The sequence below is a fragment of the Plantibacter sp. MPB07 genome (assembly GCF_046619465.1).
GTDB lineage: Bacteria > Actinomycetota > Actinomycetes > Actinomycetales > Microbacteriaceae > Plantibacter > Plantibacter auratus.
The window spans coordinates 125,761-141,458 of record NZ_CP177043.1; the positions used below are offsets into that span (position 1 = coordinate 125,761).

At 70.4% G+C, this 15,698-nt stretch carries 16 protein-coding genes; 10 read left to right on the forward strand and 6 right to left on the reverse strand.

What is annotated here, in order from left to right; translation table 11 throughout:
• Positions 1 to 23: 23 nt before the first annotated feature.
• On the forward strand, positions 24 to 1,025 hold the full coding sequence (locus tag ACLIME_RS00585) for a proline racemase family protein (RefSeq protein WP_079705225.1): 1,002 nt from the start codon (positions 24 to 26) through the stop codon (positions 1,023 to 1,025).
• A 26-nt stretch (positions 1,026 to 1,051) separates the two neighbouring features.
• Positions 1,052 to 2,581: an aldehyde dehydrogenase (NADP(+)) gene (locus ACLIME_RS00590; protein ID WP_411557972.1), complete on the forward strand. Its 1,530-nt coding sequence runs from the start codon at positions 1,052 to 1,054 to the stop codon at positions 2,579 to 2,581.
• A 34-nt stretch (positions 2,582 to 2,615) separates the two neighbouring features.
• Here the strand turns inward: ACLIME_RS00590 and ACLIME_RS00595 are convergent, their stop codons facing one another.
• Positions 2,616 to 3,143, reverse strand: coding sequence for a hypothetical protein (locus tag ACLIME_RS00595; RefSeq protein ID WP_229940281.1), 528 nt, complete (start codon positions 3,141 to 3,143; stop codon positions 2,616 to 2,618).
• A gap of 73 nt (positions 3,144 to 3,216) precedes the next feature.
• On the opposite strand from ACLIME_RS00595, the gene ACLIME_RS00600 reads away from it, so the two are divergent.
• The 4 genes from ACLIME_RS00600 (at position 3,217) to ACLIME_RS00615 (ending at position 5,346) form a co-directional block, all read left to right on the forward strand.
• A complete protein-coding gene (locus ACLIME_RS00600; protein WP_079705228.1) occupies positions 3,217 to 3,690 on the forward strand; it encodes an EVE domain-containing protein in 474 nt (157 codons plus the stop codon).
• 190 nt (positions 3,691 to 3,880) lie between these two features.
• A complete protein-coding gene (locus ACLIME_RS00605) occupies positions 3,881 to 4,531 on the forward strand; it encodes a 2-phosphosulfolactate phosphatase (protein WP_411557973.1) in 651 nt (216 codons plus the stop codon).
• A gap of 9 nt (positions 4,532 to 4,540) precedes the next feature.
• A complete protein-coding gene (locus ACLIME_RS00610) occupies positions 4,541 to 4,843 on the forward strand; it encodes a DUF427 domain-containing protein (protein ID WP_124768789.1) in 303 nt (100 codons plus the stop codon).
• Entirely contained in the window at positions 4,843 to 5,346 is a 504-nt protein-coding gene (locus ACLIME_RS00615; RefSeq protein WP_411557974.1) for a DinB family protein, read from the forward strand. The genes ACLIME_RS00610 and ACLIME_RS00615 overlap by 1 nt, the downstream gene beginning before the upstream one ends.
• Before the next feature lie 27 nt (positions 5,347 to 5,373).
• On the opposite strand, the gene ACLIME_RS00620 is transcribed toward ACLIME_RS00615, so the two are convergent.
• The 5 genes from ACLIME_RS00620 to ACLIME_RS00640 form a co-directional block, all read right to left on the reverse strand.
• Positions 5,374 to 6,195, reverse strand: coding sequence for a TspO/MBR family protein (locus ACLIME_RS00620; RefSeq protein ID WP_411557975.1), 822 nt, complete (start codon positions 6,193 to 6,195; stop codon positions 5,374 to 5,376).
• Positions 6,196 to 6,295: 100 nt separating this feature from the next.
• Positions 6,296 to 6,862 carry a DUF1697 domain-containing protein gene (locus tag ACLIME_RS00625; RefSeq protein WP_411557976.1) on the reverse strand — a complete coding sequence of 189 codons (567 nt, stop codon included), beginning with the start codon at positions 6,860 to 6,862 and terminating at the stop codon, positions 6,296 to 6,298.
• A complete protein-coding gene (locus ACLIME_RS00630) occupies positions 6,859 to 7,383 on the reverse strand; it encodes a SprT-like domain-containing protein (RefSeq protein WP_079705233.1) in 525 nt (174 codons plus the stop codon). Before ACLIME_RS00630 ends, ACLIME_RS00625 begins: the two co-directional genes overlap by 4 nt.
• A gap of 73 nt (positions 7,384 to 7,456) precedes the next feature.
• Entirely contained in the window at positions 7,457 to 8,689 is a 1,233-nt protein-coding gene (locus ACLIME_RS00635) for a PQQ-dependent sugar dehydrogenase (RefSeq protein WP_411557977.1), read from the reverse strand.
• Positions 8,690 to 8,691: 2 nt separating this feature from the next.
• Entirely contained in the window at positions 8,692 to 9,546 is an 855-nt protein-coding gene (locus tag ACLIME_RS00640) for a spermidine synthase (RefSeq protein WP_071259566.1), read from the reverse strand.
• Positions 9,547 to 9,602: 56 nt separating this feature from the next.
• On the opposite strand from ACLIME_RS00640, the gene ACLIME_RS00645 reads away from it, so the two are divergent.
• From ACLIME_RS00645 to rpoB, 4 genes are all read left to right on the forward strand, one after another.
• On the forward strand, positions 9,603 to 10,400 hold the full coding sequence (locus ACLIME_RS00645; protein WP_411557978.1) for a LamB/YcsF family protein: 798 nt from the start codon (positions 9,603 to 9,605) through the stop codon (positions 10,398 to 10,400).
• On the forward strand, positions 10,394 to 11,089 hold the full coding sequence (locus tag ACLIME_RS00650; protein WP_411557979.1) for a 5-oxoprolinase subunit B family protein: 696 nt from the start codon (positions 10,394 to 10,396) through the stop codon (positions 11,087 to 11,089). The genes ACLIME_RS00645 and ACLIME_RS00650 overlap by 7 nt, the downstream gene beginning before the upstream one ends.
• A complete protein-coding gene (locus ACLIME_RS00655) occupies positions 11,089 to 11,955 on the forward strand; it encodes a biotin-dependent carboxyltransferase family protein (protein WP_411557980.1) in 867 nt (288 codons plus the stop codon). Before ACLIME_RS00650 ends, ACLIME_RS00655 begins: the two co-directional genes overlap by 1 nt.
• A gap of 236 nt (positions 11,956 to 12,191) precedes the next feature.
• The gene (rpoB, locus tag ACLIME_RS00660) at positions 12,192 to 15,683 is read left to right on the forward strand and encodes a DNA-directed RNA polymerase subunit beta (RefSeq protein ID WP_079705237.1); all 3,492 of its coding nucleotides are present in this window, start codon (positions 12,192 to 12,194) and stop codon (positions 15,681 to 15,683) included.
• Positions 15,684 to 15,698 lie beyond the last annotated feature (15 nt).

The following is a 15,698-nucleotide window of genomic DNA, read 5'->3' on the forward strand; positions in this document are numbered from 1 at the left end:
CCACCAGTCCTGAGAGGCACACCATGAAGTCCTCCCGCATGATCAGTGCGGTCGACTCGCACACCGAGGGCATGCCGACCCGCGTCGTCACCGGCGGGGTCGGCGTGATCCCCGGCGCGACCATGAACGAGAAGCGCCTGCACTTCATGGAGCACCTCGACGACCTGCGGCTCTTCCTCATGAACGAGCCTCGCGGTCACGCGGCGATGAGCGGGGCGATCCTGCAGCCGTCCACGCGCGCGGACTGCGACTGGGGCGTCGTGTACATCGAGGTGTCCGGTTGCCTGCCGATGTGCGGGCACGGAACCATCGGGGTCGCGACGGTCCTCGTGGAGACCGGCATGGTGGAGGTGGTCGAGCCGGTCACGACGATCCGGCTCGACACCCCCGCCGGACTGGTGATCGCGCGGGTCGACGTCAGTGACGGTCACGCCGACCGCGTGACCATCGAGAACGTCCCGAGCTACGTCGACCGCCTCGACGCCACGATCGAGGTGCCCGGCCTCGGCACCGTGCCCTACAGTCTCGCGTTCGGCGGCAACTTCTACGCGATGGTCGACCTCGACGACGTCGGCCTGCCCTTCGACCGCGACCGCCAGCAGGACATCCTCGACGCGGGCCTGCGGATCATGGCGGCGATCAACGAGCAGGCGCCGCCCGTGCACCCCGAGATCGCCGGGCTCGACCACTGCCACCACGTCGAGTTCATCGCGCCGGGATCCGACGCCGTGCTGTCCCGGCATGCCATGGCCATCTTCCCGGGGTGGTTCGACCGCTCGCCATGTGGCACCGGCACCTCGGCGCGCATGGCCGAGCTCTGGGCCCGCGGTGAGCTGCCGCTCGACCAGGACTTCGTCAACGAGTCCTTCATCGGCAGCCGGTTCACCGGCCGGCTGATCGCCGAGACGACGGTGGCGGGCCGGCCGGCCGTCATCCCGACCATCTCCGGTCGGGCCTGGGTCACCGGAATCGGCTCCTACCTCCTCGACCCCGCCGATCCGTTCCCGACCGGCTTCCAGTTCTGAACCGCACCACGATCCCGGAGGATCACATGACGACCACGCCAGCCCCCGACGCCACCATCGCCGATACCACCCCCGAGCAGCTCGAGGAGGTCCTCCGGGGAGCCGCCGCGGCGGCACCCGCGTGGGCCGCGACGCCGGCGGACGCCCGTGCGCGAGCGCTCGTCGCCGTCGCCGACGCCCTGCAGGCCCACGCGGACGAGCTCGTCCCGGTCGGCATGGTCGAGACGGGGCTCGCCGAGGCGCGGCTCCGAGGCGAGCTCCGTCGCACCGCCGTGCAACTGCGGCTCTTCGCGGAGACGATCGTCGACGGCTCCTACCTCGATGTCCGGATCGACGAGGCCGACCCGGACTTCGCACTCGGCGCACGCCCGGAACTCCGCCGCGTCCTCGTGCCGCTCGGCCCGGTCGTGAACTTCGCGGCGAGCAACTTCCCGTTCGCCTTCTCCGTCGCCGGTGGCGACACCGCGTCGATCCTCGCGGCCGGATGCCCGGTGATCCTCAAGGTGCACGACGGGCACCCGCGGCTCTCGCTCGCGACGGCGGCCGTCGTCGAGGCCGCGCTCCGGGCGTCCGGGGCTCCTGACGGCGTGTTCCAGACGATCATCGGCCAGGAAGCCGGCGTCGTCGCGCTGCAGGACGAGCGCGTCCGGGCCGGTTCGTTCACGGGCTCCCTCCGGGCCGGCCGGATCCTCGCGGACCTCGCGGCGGCGCGCCCCGTCCCGATCCCGTTCTTCGGCGAGCTCGGCAGCGTCAACCCCGTGTTCGTGACGCAGACCGCCCTCGACGAGTCCGCGACGGCCATCGCGACGGGATTCGTCACGAGTGTCGCGGGCTCGGCGGGTCAGCTGTGCACGAAGCCCGGCTTCGTCTACCTGCCGGACGGCGCGGGGCTCGACGAGTCGATCCGCGAGGCTGCTGCCGCGGTTCCCGAGCACCGACTCCTGAACGACCGCATCACGGCCGGGTACGAGGCGAGGCGAGACGCCATCCTCGGCACCGACGGCGTGCGGGTCATCGCCGAGGGTTCGCTCCGGGTCGACGAGGACGGCGACGGCTGGGCGACCCCCACGATCGTCGCGGTCTCACTCGACGCACTGCGGGCCGGTCGGGACGCCCTACTCAACGAGGCCTTCGGTCCGTTGTCGATCCTCGTCGAGGTCCCGGCCGGTACGGCGTTCGCGCCGCTCGTGCCGGAGTTCTGCGAGGGCAACCTGACGGCCACCCTGCACGCCGGTGCCGACGAGACGAGCGACGACCTCGTGGAACTCGTCCAGCAGCTCTCGGCGCACGCCGGCCGGGTGCTGTTCGGCGGTTGGCCCACCGGCGTCGCGGTCACGCCCGCCATGCAGCACGGCGGACCGTGGCCGGCGACGACGAACGACTCGAGCACCTCGGTGGGGACGGCTGCGATCACCCGTTTCCTGCGGCCGGTCGCGTTCCAGAACATGCCGGACCGGTTCCTGCCGGAGGTGCTGCGATCGTCGGCCACCGGTGTCCCACGCACGGTCGCGCCCGCGGGCGAGTCGACGCACTGGGGCGAGGCGGCTCAGCGCTGACGGACGGCTGGTCGGGCCTCCGGACGGCGAGGCGTCAGATGGCGCCTTCGACCGTCGCGCCGACCTCGTCGTCCTCCTCGTCGCCGGGGAGCGGCGGGTCGTAGGCCCAGCTCGGCGCGAGCGCCTTGATGCGGGCACCGCGCCACTGCCACGTCGCCCACAGCGGGTACCAGTAGAGCGGGGCGATCGCGCCGGTGATGACGAGTCGGTCGCGGTACAGGGTCTTCGTCGGGTCGTGCTTGTCGCGGGCGACCGCCATCTGGTGGTCCCACCCGGCGAGCTTGCTGAGCGGCCCGCTGACCGGGTCTCCCTGGTCGTGGAGGATGCGGGTGCCGTCGCGACGTTCGATGAACTCGAGGTCGATGATCTGGTCGCCGACCGGGATCGCGCCGGCGGCCTTCACTCGGACGCGGTGCGCCCCTGGCTCCCAGATGGTCGGGAACCCGTCGGCGTCGAGCGCCTCGAGTCCCATGACGGGGCTGTAGAGCTCCCGCAGGACGGCCGGGGAGCGGAGTGCCCGCCAGGCGACGTCGACATCACAGTCCAGGACGAGTTTCAGCATCACGCGCATGCCTCAGTGTCGCATGTGCGGCTCGGCGGCTGCAGGGGGTGCGCCGGTAGGGAAGACTGTGCCTATGGCGATCCGGTACTGGCTGGGCGTGATCCAGCGGGATCACGTCGTCCTCGGCGTCCGTCACGGCTTCGTGCAGATCAACCACGGGCAGCGCGGCGGTCTCGACCAGATGCGCGAGTCCGACGGCTTCGTGTACTACTCGCCGCGGGTCAGCACCCCGGACGGCGAGCCGCTCAAGGCGTTCACCGCGATCGGGCGGGTCTCCGACGACACCGTCTACCAAGCGGCCGTGCCGCGACCGGACGGTGCCGATTGGCGGCCCTGGCGGCGGAGTGTCGACTGGTACCCGGACGCGGTCGAGGCGCCCATCCGTCCGATGCTCGCGCTCCTCGACTTCACGAGCTTCACCCGGAACTGGGGCGTCCAGCTCCGCCGGGGGTTCCTCGAGCTCAGTCGTCACGATTTCGAGCTCATCCGGAACGAGATGCGTCCGCCCCACCCCGACGACCGTCGTTTCCCCACCGCCTCCCGCTGACCTCTGCCCGTGCGCCAGCGCGGTGCGCTGGCGTCACCGCGGGTCTGGCGCGTGAGCGCGCCCCTCCGGAGGCCCGCGCTCACGTCCGATGACCCGCGCTCGCGTCAGCGCACCGCGCTGGCGCCCCCCACGGAGGTCTTCGGACGCAACAGTCGTGGGGTGGGTGGGTGCACCTGGATACGATGAACGGGTGAGTACCGCAGCCGCCACACCGCCGCCCGTCCACCCGCCGTTCGCCCAGACCAAGTACCAGGTCAGGTTCGACTGGGGCGTCGCAGGAGCCGGGCGGGTCGAGGCGGCGGACGTCGCGGTCGTCGTGGACGTGCTCCACGCGACGACCTCCGTGGAGCAGCGCGTGAGCGGCGGGGAGGCCGTCGCCGTCGCCGAGCTGGACGACCGCGGTGAGACGGCGCAGATCGCCACGCTCCTCGCCGACGCGGGCGCGACGGTCGTCGCCGGGTGCCTGCGCAACCGGTCGGCGGTCGCGGACTGGATCATCGCGAAGCAGGCCGAGCTCGGACGGCGTACGAGCATCGTCGTCATCGCGGTCGGTGAACTCGACGACACGGCCGAGACCCGGTTCGCCGTCGAGGACTTCTTCGGGGCCGGTGCCGTGATCGAGGCGCTGGGACTCCGCGGTATCGACTTCACCTCACCGGAGGCCGCCGCCGCTGCCGCCGCGTACGAGGGCCTGCGCAACGGCGTCGGGCACCTGCTGTCCGCGTCCGCCACCGCCCAGCAGCTCGCGCAGGCGGGTGCCACACAGCACGTCCAGGCGGCACGCGAGGTCGACGTGTCAAGCGTCGTCCCGGTCCTGGACGGAGCCGTGTTCCGGGCGTAGTCTCAGCGCATGCGCGCACTCCTCGGAACCACCGTCCTCGCCGAAGCCCCCGAATCGGAGCTCATCAAGATCGAGGGCAACTGGTACTTCCCGCCGTCGAGCCTCAACCGCGAGCGCTTCGTCGAGACCGACACCCAGTACCACTGCCCGTGGAAGGGCGACGCCCAGTACTGGGGCATCACCGACGGCGGCGAGGTCAAGCCCGATGTGGCCTGGTCGTACCCGACCCCGTATCCGACCGCGTTCGACCGCGTCGGCAAGGACTTCTCCGGCTACGTCGCCTTCGGGAACGAGGTCGAGGTCGTCGACTGATGGCCGACTGGGGCGACCGCCCGCAGCCGCCTGAGCGCGGTGGCGAGCGCGAGACGATCGAGGGCTTCCTCGATCTGCAGCGCGCGAGCATCGTCTGGAAGGCACGCGGACTCACCGACGAGCTCGCGGCCAAGCGACTGTTGCCGAGCATCACGACCGTCTCGGGCATCATCCGACACCTCGCCGATGTCGAGCGCAGCTGGTTCAGAGAGGACATGGACGGGCAGTCGGACGTCCCGGCGCGGTGGACCGACGAGGACCCGGACGGCGAATGGCGCGTCACGGCCGACGACAGCCTGGCCGAGATCATCGCCGACTACGAGGCGGCCTGTGCGGAGTCCCGCGAGGTGGCGTCGCGGTATCAGCTCGACGATGTCTGCCTCGGCAACGACCAGCGGTTCACGCTGCGGTGGATCGAGCTCCACATGATCGAGGAGACGGCCCGGCACCTCGGGCACATCGACGTCCTCCGCGAACAGCTCGACGGACGCACCGGCGAGTAGCGCCGCGGCCGTGGAGCGTGCGGAGCGTCAGGCGCCGACGAGCGCCGCTCGGTCGCGTCCCCGCGAGACGCGGACGGCCACGGTGACGACGGCCACCACGACCGCGACGATCAGCGCCGTGACCCCGGCTTCGGTCGACAGCAGTTCGCCGGTGAAGCGGCCCACGGCCACCCACGCGAGCCCCCAGCAGAGCGACAGCATGGGGGCGATCCGTCCACGGCCGACGACTGCGAGCAGGATCCCGACCGCGCCGGCGACCGCGAGGACGATGATCGCCCAGACACCGGCGGCCGGACCGTCCGCGCTCCCGATCCCGGATCCGACGAGCGCAGCGGTGATGTTCGCCGCCGTCGCGACACACACCCACCCGAGGTAGAGGCCCATCGTGCCGTCCGTGATGATCGCGTCGACCACGCTGGACGGCTTGGTCCGGAGCACGATCACGAAGATGCGGGCCAGGACACCGAGGAGGGCGATGATCACGAACACGCTCAGGATCAGGAAGCCCGCCTGCACCACGAGGATCCACGCCGCGTTCAGCAGCAGGCTCGCCACGACCCAGTAGCCGAGACGACGGTGGCGCTCACGGGTCGTCTGCGAGGGCAGGAACTGCCAGACCGCGTAGGCGACGAGCCCGAGGTAGATGACGCTCCAGATGGAGAACGCGGGCCCGTCCGGTGCGATCGGCGTCGACGAGGCGCTCAACGCGCCGTTCGCCGCGTTCTGGACCTGCGTCCCCCCGGCTGCTCCCGACCCGATGTAGGAGCCGATGATTGCGAGGACCGCGCTGACGGCGACGGCGATCTGCCGGACGCGGTCCGCGGTGGTGGGTGAATCGGTGCCGGTCATGACGCATGCCTCCAGAATTGTGCAGCTGGCTGATCAATTCAGCGTACGCCACCGTGGAGCACCTCGCAGGGGCTTGCGCCGGTGCCGCGGAACAGCCTGCTCAGATGAGCTTGCGCAGCGTCCGCAGGTTGCGCGTGGTGACGTGCGGCTTGAACCGGGCCTTCGAGGACTCCTTCGCGAAGGCGGTGTCGGTGCTCGACCCCTTCGGAACCTCCCAGTAGAGGACGCCGTCGCCGGATGCGACGCGGTCGGGCTGCTCCCCGGTCTCCGTCGAGAACGCGAGCAGGGCGTCGAGTGAGCCCTGCTCGGAGGAGAACATGACGTACGGCTGGACCTGCTCGGCCTCCGGCCAAGGGTAGGCCTCGATGACGTCGGTGAGTGCGCGCTGATGCGTGAGCACGATCCACGCCTCGTAGCCGAAGGCCTCCGCGAGCGACCGCTCGATGCGCCGTTTCAGCGCACCACGTGCATCGTCCGCGGTCTCGCCAGGCTGGTGCTCGGGGTCGTCGAAGACGACGTTGCCGCTCGCGAGGACGGTGCGGACTCCCGAGAACCCGGCCGACCGGAACACCTCGGCGAGGTCGGCGGAGCGGATCGTGACGCCGCCGACGTTGACCCCGCGCAGGAGTGCGATCCAGCTGCCGGCGGGAACCGCGCCGCCGGTCATGACCCGATGCCTGGCTCAGGCGAGGTGGAGCCGTCGAACGCGGCCGCCCGACGCCGCATGGCCGGCGTGACCTCCCGGTGCACCCAGCTGAGGAGGAAGCGTTCGTCCCACGAGCGCGAGCACTTGCCGCAGGAGGTCGCCCGGCTCGGGCGCCGGTGCCGGTAGAGGACATGGCCCGAGGGGCAGGTGCCGACCCACGGGGCGAGTTCGTCGGCCGTCTGGCCCTCGTGGAGCCGCGAGCCCTCGTAGCCGATCTCCTCGGCGACCTTGCGCCACTTGGGTCCGTGCCCGGCGCGCGCGCCGGCGAGGGCGTGCGCGACCTCGTGGAGCAGGATCTGGTGGATCTCGTCGTCGTCGTAGCGTGCCGCGAGATAGCGCGAGACGGTGATCCGCTTCGTCGTGAAGTTGCACAGGCCGGCGCGTCGCTTGGCGTTGTCGAAGCCGAAGGTCCAGACCGTCGGGTCGAGGTGCAGCACGATGAGCGCCTGTGCCCACGCCGTGACCCGACTGAGTTCTGCCATGCCTGGATGGTACTCCCGGCGACCGACACCGGACCGCAGGAGCGGGATGACCCACAGGTGTGGCGGTGAGTCCTCAGCGGGCCGCGAGCGGGGCGAGGGGGAGTTCGACGATCCGGTCGTCCTGGGACCCGGGCGAACCGCGGCCGTCGGTGTTGTTCGTGAGGATCCAGGCGGTCCCCGGCGGGCCGGCCACGACGTCGCGGATCCGTCCGAACTCGCCGACGAGGTAGGGCACCGCGTCGATCACGCCCACGAGCGCGCTGCTCCCCGCCGGCACGTGCACGCCGTCGGTGATGCCGTACAGGCGCTCGCCGCGGAGCGAGGCCATGAAGATCGTGTCGTCGATGATCGCGAGACCGCTCGGGCTCGCGTCCTCCGTGGCCCACTGCGCGACCGGGTCGATCATGCCCTGGGCTCCGGCGACGCCCTCGGCGACCGGCCAGCCGTAGTTGCCGCCGGGGGTGATCCGGTTGAGCTCGTCCCAGGTGTTCTGCCCGAACTCGCTCGCCCACAGGCCGCCGTCGTGATCCCACGCGATGCCCTGCGGGTTGCGATGACCGAGGGAGTAGACGGGCGACCCCGGGAACGGGTTGTCACCTGGCACCGCACCGTCGGGTGTGAGCCGCAGGATCTTCCCGCCGAGGCTGTCCACGTCCTGAGCCAGGCTGCGGTCACCGGCGTCACCCGCGGTGGCGTAGAGCATGCCGTCCGGTCCGAACGCGATGCGTCCGCCGTTGTGGTTCCCGGCCCGGGGGATGCCGACGAGGACCTCCTCGACGCCGCCCAGCGCGTACGACCCGGCCGCTCCCGTGAGCGGGAACCGCACGATGCGGTTGTCGGACGACGTCGTCAGGTAGGCGTAGAGCCAGGTTCCCGCGGGCTCCGATCCCGCCGGCGTGAGGACGGCGAGCCCGAGCAGCCCGCCCTCGCCTCCCGCGGCCACCCCGGGGACCACACCGACCTGCCGCACCGCGCCGCCGCTGACGACCTCGAGGACGTCGCCCGCGTCGCGCTGGCTCACCAGCGTACTGCCCGAGGCGAGTCGGACCATCGACCAGGGCGCGTCGAGGCCGCCGACGACCGTGGAGGCCTCACCGGTCGGGGCGACCGGTCCGGTGGGGACCGCGGATGCGGGCGTCGACGCGGACGCGCTCGGCGCGGGGGAGGGCGAGAGGGAGGCCGTACCCGGTGATCGTGGCTCCCCGTCGGTGCAGGCCACGAGCGCCAGGGCGGTGGCGGCGAGCAGGGTGGCGAGCGAGGCGGGCGCACGCAGGCCCCGTCGTCGCGGCGTCTGCGTGGTGGCCATGGTCAGCCCTTCGTCTGGAAGATGCCCTGGGCGGGGTTCGGGGAGGGGACGGCGGTCGTGTCCGTGACGACCTGTGCCCCCGCGATGAAGGCGCGCAGCTCGGCGCCCGCCACCGCCTTGGCGGGGTGGGGTCCGGCCGCGAGGAGCCTCGGCAGGAAGTCGAGTGGGAGGGCGGTGTTCGAACCGACGAGGACGACGTTGCCGAAGCGGCGGCCTTTGAGGATCTGCGTCTCCGCGAGGGCGGCGACGTGCGACACGGAGTCGGCGAGCGTCGCGGCCTGTCCGCGGGCGAACGCCAGTCCGCGGCCGTCGGCGACGTTCACGACGATGACGCCGGTCGGCGACAGCAGCTCGACCGCCGAGGCGTAGAACTCCGTGCTCGTGACATGGGCCGGCGTGTTGGCGCCGCTGAAGATGTCGACGACCACGAGGTCGACAGTGCCCCGCAGGCCTGGCGGCAGCTTCGCGACGATCTCGCGGGCGTCGCCGTATCGGACGCGGATCTGGGCGCGCTTCGACCAGGGGAGGTGCTCGCGCACGAGATCGATGAGTTCGCGCTCGAGTTCGACGACCTGCTGCCGCGAGCCCGGCCTCGTCGCCTCCACGTAGCGGGGGAGGGTGAGCGCGCCGGCACCGAGGTGCACCGCCGTGATCGGCTGACCGGGGTCGGCGATCTCGTCGATGATGTGACCGATCCGCTGGATGTACTCGAAGAAGAGCTCCTCGGGCTGATCGAGGTTGACGTGCGACTGCGGCGTGCCGTCGACCACCAGCTGATAGGTGCCCGGCACGAAGCGGTCGGCCTCGATCCTGGCCAGGTATCCGCTGACGCCGAGTCGTACCTGTGCCTCGTCCATACCCCCACCCTAGACTTTCCCGCAGTGGCGGGAGGCGGAGCGGAAGGGGTACGGCCGTGGCGCAGGTGGACCTCAACAGCGACCTCGGCGAGGTCTGGCGCGGTGTCCCGACCGCCGACGACGACGCCATGTTCGCCCTGATCACGAGCGCGAACGTCGCTTGCGGCTTCCACGCCGGGGACGACGCGTCCATGCGCGACGCCGTCCGCCGCTCGACGGCCCACGGGGTGTCGCTGGGCGCCCATCCGTCCTACCGGGATGAGGCGGGCTTCGGGCGCCGCGACCAGGACGTACCGGCCGAGGTGCTCGAGGCCGAGGTCCTGGAGCAGCTCCGCGCCCTGCAGCGAGCGGTCGACGAGGTCGGCGAGGTCGGCGAGGCCGACGGGGTCGGCGCACGGCTCGCCTACGTGAAGCCGCACGGTGCCCTCTACAACCGGGTCGCACACGACCGGGTCCAGGCGCGGGCGGTCGTCCGGGCGGTGGTCACGGCCTCCGACGAGCTCGGGCGACCACTTCCCGTCCTCGGGATGCCCGGCTCCGTGATCGAACAGGAGCTCCTCGCCGCCGGACTCCGCTTCGTCGCGGAGGCCTTCATCGACCGCGGCTACCGCTCCGATGGTTCGCTCGTCCCGCGCGACGCGCCCGGGGCGCTGCTGACCGATGAGACGGCGGCCGTCCGCCGGGCCGTCTCCCTCGTCCTCGACCGACGCATCAGCAGCGTCGACGGTGCCGACGTCGAACTCGACGCGGTCTCGCTCTGCGTGCACGGCGACACCCCGGGGGCCGTGTCGCTCGCCACGGCGGTCAGGGCCGCCCTGCTGGACGCCGGCGTCGAACTGGTCGCGCCGTGGTGACCGCGGACACCTCCACCGGACCCGTGCTCCGAGCGATGGGGGAGGAGGCCGTGCTCCTCGAACTCGCATCGCTCGAGGAGGTCCTGCTCGTGCACCGGGCTCTGGCCGCCTCGCGCCCGGCGGGGCTGGTCGACCTCGTCCCGGCCGCCCGGACCGTGCTCGCCGTGACGGACGTGCGGGGCCCGGCGCTCGCCGCGGTGGGGGCCTGGTTGCTCGCCACCGCGGAACGGGCGCTCGCACCCGGCTCGGGAGGCTCGACCGGCGCTGTCGACGAGGCGCGGAGACGGTCGGACACCGTCATCCACGTCCGCTACGACGGCCAGGACCTCGCCGAGACCGCGGCGCTGCTCGGCATGGACGCCGACGGTCTCATCGCCTGGCACACCGCTCGAGCATGGACCGTCGCCTTCAGCGGCTTCGCGCCGGGGTTCGCCTACCTCGTGCCGGAGCGGGAGGACGAGACGATCGGCCCGCCGCTCGAGATCCCGCGCCTGAGCGTGCCCCGGACGACCGTCCCCGCCGGTTCGGTGGCGCTCGCCGGGACGTTCAGCGGCGTCTACCCGCGAGCCTCCCCGGGCGGGTGGCGCATCATCGGGACGACGGACGCCGTGCTGTGGGACGACGCAGCGGATCCACCAGCCCTCCTCGTCCCCGGCGGTCGGGTTCGGTTCGCACAGGTCCGCGCGTGATGGGCGGAACGCTGCTCGTGGAGGCTGCTGGACCGGCGACCACCGTGCAGGACCTGGGTCGACCGGGTGCCGCGGCCCTCGGGGTGAGCCCGTCCGGCGCGCTCGACCGCGGTGCCCTGCGCCTCGCCAACCGTCTCGTCGGCAACCCCGAGGGCCGTGCGGCGCTCGAGGTCGTCCTGGGCCCGTTCGTGGCCGTCCCCGACGTCGACCTCTGGATCGCCGTGACCGGCGCGTGGGGTGCGATCACCGTGGACGGCCGAGCGGTCGACGGACACCACGCCGTCCGCGTGGCGGCCGGCTCCCGGCTCGAACTCGGCGCTGCGACCCACGGGCTCCGGTACGTCCTCGCCGTCCGAGGCGGCTTCGACGGCCCGCAGCTCCTCGGCTCGCGGTCGACCGACACCCTGTCCGGCCTCGGCCCGGCACCGGTCGTCGGCGGCGATCGACTCGTCGTCCTCCCCACCCCGCGCCGCCGCATCCCTCCGCTCGACATCGCCCCGTGGACGCGGCCCGACGCCGGGGAGCGGCTCATACGGGTCTCGCCCGGACCCCGCCGGGACTGGTTCGACGCCGCCTCCCTGCAGCGTCTCGTCGAGCAGTCGTGGAGCGTGACGGCCGACGCCGACCGCATCGGGATGCGCCTCGACGGGACGCCGCTCGAGCGACTCGATCCCGGTCGTGAACTGCCGAGCGAGGGCATGGTCGCCGGGGCGGTCCAGGTGCCGCCGAGCGGTCTGCCGACGATCCTGTCGGCCGACCACCCCGTCACCGGCGGGTATCCGGTCATCGCGGTCGTGCGCGCCGCGGACCGCGACCTCCTGGCGCAACTCCGGCCCGGTCAGCGCCTGCGGTTCGGCGCGGGTTGACGGGAACACCGGGGGCGACGCGGCGGTTATACCGGAAAGTCGAAAACTCGTCAAGGAAAGAGTAGACACGCCGCAGATTCCGGCATATAGTTGTTCTTTGCGCTCCCAGAATCTCTATGCCTTCATATTGCGGTCGGCTGGTGTGCGGGTCCAACCCGCCACATGTTCCTTTCTGGTGAGTAACTCCACTGACGACCAGTAACTCGGCCCCCAACAGGCCTCCGGAGGTTATCCCCTTGGCTGCTGCGCGCAACGCAACCACCAACTCACCCAAGAACGGCCGCGGAGCATCCCGCCTCTCGTTCGCGAAGATCACCGACACGCTCACGGTTCCAGACCTCCTGGCTCTGCAGACCGAGAGCTTCGACTGGCTGGTCGGCAACGACGTGTGGAAGGCACGCGTCGAAGAAGCCACCCAGGCCGGCCGACAGGACCTGCCCACGAAGAGCGGCCTCGACGAGATCTTCGAGGAGATCTCGCCCATCGAGGACCTCGGCGAGACGATGCAGCTCTCCTTCGCCAACCCGTACCTCGAGCCCGAGAAGTACTCCATCGACGAGTGCAAGGAACGCGGCAAGACCTACGCGGCCCCGCTCTACGTCGAGGCCGAGTTCATGAACCACCTCACCGGTGAGATCAAGACCCAGACGGTCTTCATGGGCGACTTCCCGCTCATGACCGAGCGCGGTACCTTCATCATCAACGGCACCGAGCGTGTCGTCGTCTCGCAGCTCGTCCGCAGCCCGGGCGTGTACTTCGAGTCGGCTCAGGAGAAGACCTCCGACAAGGACATCTTCTCCGCTCGCGTCATCCCGAGCCGCGGTGCCTGGCTCGAGTTCGAGATCGACAAGCGCGACCAGGTCGGTGTCCGCATCGACCGCAAGCGCAAGCAGTCCGTCACCGTGTTCCTCAAGGCGCTCGGCATGACGAGCGAGGAGATCCTCGAGGAGTTCAAGGGCTACGAGTCGATCGAGCTCACCCTCGAGAAGGACACGATCCTCACCAAGGAGGACGCGCTCCGCGACATCTACCGCAAGCTCCGTCCGGGCGAGCAGGTCGCAGCCGAGGCCGCGCGTGCGCTCCTCGACAACTTCTACTTCAACTCGAAGCGCTACGACCTCGCGAAGGTCGGCCGGTACAAGATCAACAACAAGCTCGGTCTCGACAAGCCGCTCAGCGACTCCGTCCTGACGACCGACGACATCGTCGCCACGATCAAGTACCTCGTCGCCCTGCACCGCGGCACGGCCACCCTCCCGGGTGTCCGCAACGGCAAGCCCGTCGACCTCCGTCTCGACACGGACGACATCGACAACTTCGGCAACCGTCGCATCCGCGCCGTCGGCGAGCTCATCCAGAACCAGGTCCGCACCGGTCTGTCCCGCATGGAGCGCGTCGTCCGCGAGCGCATGACCACGCAGGACATCGAGGCGATCACGCCGCAGACCCTGATCAACGTGCGCCCCGTCGTCGCCGCGATCAAGGAGTTCTTCGGGACCTCGCAGCTGTCGCAGTTCATGGACCAGAACAACCCGCTCGCGGGCCTGACCCACAAGCGTCGCCTCTCGGCGCTCGGCCCCGGTGGTCTGTCGCGTGAGCGTGCAGGCGTCGAGGTGCGAGACGTCCACCCGTCGCACTACGGCCGCATGTGCCCGATCGAGACTCCGGAAGGCCCGAACATCGGCCTGATCGGTTCGCTCGCATCGTTCGCGCGGATCAACTCGTTCGGTTTCATCGAGACCCCGTACCGTCGCGTCGTCGACGGCCGGGTCACCGAAGACATCGACTACCTGACCGCGATGGAAGAGGACAACTACATCGTCGCGCAGGCCAACGCTCCGCTGAAGAGCGACGGCCACTTCCAGGAGGACCGCGTCCTCGCCCGGAAGAAGGGCGGCGAGGTCGACCTCATCCCGTCCGAGGAGATCGGCTACATGGACGTCTCCCCGCGCCAGATGGTGTCGGTCGCGACCTCCCTCATCCCGTTCCTCGAGCACGACGACGCGAACCGCGCACTCATGGGTGCCAACATGCAGCGTCAGGCCGTACCGCTCCTCATGTCGGACTCGCCGCTCGTCGGTACCGGTATGGAGGGCTACGCAGCCATCGACGCGGGTGACGTCGTCACCGCCGACAAGGCCGGCGTCGTCCAGGAGGTGTCGGCCGAGTCCGTCACCATCCAGCTCGACGAGGGTGGCACGCAGACCTACTACCTGCGCAAGTTCGACCGCTCCAACCAGGGCACGAGCTACAACAACCGCGTCATCGTCTCCGAGGGTGCACGCATCGAGGCCGGCGAGGTCATCGCCGACGGCCCCGCCACGGAGAACGGCGAGCTCGCGCTCGGCAAGAACCTCCTCGTCGCCTTCATGACGTGGGAGGGTCACAACTTCGAGGACGCGATCATCCTCAGCCAGAACCTGGTGAAGGACGACGTCCTCTCCTCGATCCACATCGAGGAGTACGAGGTCGACGCCCGCGACACCAAGCTCGGCAAGGAGGAGATCACCCGTGATCTCCCGAACGTCAGCCCGGAGCTGCTCAAGGACCTCGACGAGCGCGGCATCATCCGCATCGGTGCCGAGGTCCGCCCCGGCGACATCCTCGTCGGCAAGGTCACGCCGAAGGGTGAGACCGAGCTCTCCGCCGAGGAGCGCCTGCTCCGCGCCATCTTCAACGAGAAGAGCCGCGAAGTCCGCGACACCTCGCTGAAGGTTCCCCACGGTGAAGCCGGCACGATCATCGCCGTCAAGGTGTTCGACGCACAGGACGGCGACGACGAGCTCGGCTCGGGCGTCAACCAGCGTGTGGTCGTCTACATCGCCCAGAAGCGCAAGATCACCGAGGGCGACAAGCTCGCCGGCCGTCACGGCAACAAGGGTGTCATCGCGAAGATCCTGCCCGTCGAGGACATGCCGTTCCTCGAGGACGGTACGCCGGTCGACGTCATCCTCAACCCGCTCGGTATCCCCGGTCGAATGAACTTCGGTCAGGTCCTCGAGATCCACCTGGGGTGGATCGCGAAGCAGGGCTGGAACGTCGAGGGCAAGCCCAGCTGGGCCAAGAAGCTCCCGGCTGCCGCGCACTCGGCCGAGCCGAACACCAAGGTCGCGACCCCGGTGTTCGACGGCGCCTCCGAGGAGGAGATCGCCGGTCTGCTCGACTCGACCAACGTCACCCGCGACGGCGACCGCCTCATCGGTTCCTCCGGAAAGGCCCGTCTGTTCGACGGCCGCTCCGGCGAGCCGTTCCCGGCGCCGGTCTCGGTCGGCTACATGTACATCCTCAAGCTGCACCACCTCGTGGACGACAAGATCCACGCGCGTTCGACGGGTCCGTACTCGATGATCACGCAGCAGCCGCTCGGTGGTAAGGCTCAGTTCGGTGGACAGCGCTTCGGTGAGATGGAGGTCTGGGCCCTCGAGGCCTATGGAGCCGCGTACGCGCTCCAGGAGCTCCTGACCATCAAGTCCGACGACATCCTCGGCCGCGTCAAGGTGTACGAGGCCATCGTCAAGGGCGAGAACATCCAGGAGCCGGGTATCCCCGAGAGCTTCAAGGTGCTCATCAAGGAGATGCAGTCGCTGTGCTTGAACGTCGAGGTCCTCTCGGCCGACGGCACTGCGGTGAGCCTGCGCGACACCGACGACGACGCGTTCCGCGCCGCCGAGGAGCTCGGGATCAACATTTCCTCCAGGTTCGAGTCGTCGTCCATCGACGAGATCTAAGCCTGACCACTGTAG